Origin of the sequence: Stenotrophomonas sp. PS02298, from assembly GCF_029959445.1 — a bacterium.
Taxonomy (GTDB): Bacteria; Pseudomonadota; Gammaproteobacteria; order Xanthomonadales; family Xanthomonadaceae; genus Stenotrophomonas.
Map to the genome: position 1 here is coordinate 1 of NZ_JASCOR010000313.1, position 1,597 is coordinate 1,597.

General features: G+C 61.4%; 1 protein-coding gene. It reads right to left on the minus strand.

What is annotated here, in order from left to right; genetic code table 11:
• Nucleotides 1-93: 93 nt before the first annotated feature.
• Nucleotides 94-1,530, minus strand: coding sequence for an IS1182 family transposase (locus tag QMX78_RS21370; RefSeq protein ID WP_282273452.1), 1,437 nt, complete (start codon nucleotides 1,528-1,530; stop codon nucleotides 94-96).
• Between the last annotated feature and the right edge of the window lie 67 nt (nucleotides 1,531-1,597).

The following is a 1,597-nucleotide window of genomic DNA, read 5'->3' on the forward strand; positions in this document are numbered from 1 at the left end:
GGCCGAGGCTGTGTAAAAACTCCCGGGCGCGGTACTGCCGACGACGATGCAGCCAGTTTGAGCAACCAGCACTGCAGCAAAAGAACGTGATGCTCAGGCTGCGATGGCCCGCACCATGCCCTCGGTGCCCATGATCTTGATCATCCGCTTCATGTTGTAGGCCAGAACAGCCAAACTGATCTCCGTTTTGACCTTCGGTAGCGTCTTGGTCAGCAATGGCGTCGTGCCAAGCCACGATTTGAGCGTACCGAAGACATGCTCCACCGTCTGCCTTCGTGCCACGGCAGCTTCTGGCCTGGCATCCAGCAGCATCTGCATTCGCTCGAGCACATGCTCGTGCTCCCATCGTCCGATACGCCTGTAGCTGGCAGTCGTGCACTTCTTCCGGATCGGGCAACGGGGGCAGGCGGATGACCAGTACTTATGCAAGATCAGCCCCTTCTCCTCTGTTGTGAAGCGGTGGATCGCCCGTTCGCCCGCCGGGCATTCGTACTCATCGGCGGCTGCGTCGTAGACGAAGTCGCGTTTGTCGAACCGACCTTCGGCCTTGGCGTTGGATGTAAGCGGCTTGGGGACCAGCGGGATGACGCCTGCCTCCTCGCACGCCAGGATCTCCGGGGCGCTGAAGTAACCGCGATCCGCAAGCGCCGTCATGTGTTCGGCGCCAAGGGCATCCTTGGCTTTGATCGCCATGCGTGAGAGCTGAGAACGGTCGTGACCGTCATTCGTCACGTCGTATGCAACGATCAGGTGGTGCTTGGCGTCGACGGCCGCTTGCACGTTGTAGCCCACGGTGCCGGTTGCGCGCCCGCTTGAGGTCATTGACCTCGCGTCCGGATCCGTCATCGAGATCTGGCGGTCTGGAGAGGCCTCAAGCTCTTTTTCGATGCTGTCCAACTTCTCCATCTGAGCATGCAGCTTGGCCAGCTTGTCCTTCAGGTGCGGCACGCGGCCCTCCGGCAGCAAGGCCGGGTCGCGATCTGCACGGTCCAGTTCGGCTAGATAGCGGGCAACGCTGTCCTCCAGTTGCTTCCGGCGCCCCTTGATCTTGCCGACGGTGAAGTTGCGATCCCGACTGTTCACGGCCTTGAGCTTGCTGCCGTCAATGGCCACGATCGCGTGCGAGAAGACCTTCATGTTCCGGCACAGCGCGACGAACCGACTGCACACGGCCGTGATCGCGCTGCCGTTGTCCTTGCGGAAGTCGGCAATGGTCTTGAAGTCCGGCGCCAGTCGACCGGTCAGCCAGATCAGCTCTAGGTTCCGTTGCGCTTCCCGCTCCAGGCGACGGCTCGACTGGATGCGGTTGAGGTAACCGTAGATGTAGATCTTGAGCAGCGCAGCGGGGTGATACGCGGGCCGACCGCCGGCCGCGCGATTGGCGGCATCAAAGCCAAGTGCACTCAGGTCGAGTGCTTCGACGAAGGCATCGACCACCCGAACGGGGTTGTCTTCGTGGACGTAGTCTTCAAGCCGATCAGGGAGAAGAAGTCCTTGGGAACGATCAACGCCATCCACGAATCGCTTCATGCAGAGCACCCATCGACCGGTGCTCAGATCATGCCAGCGGAGGCGGGGTTTTCACACAGCCTCGGCC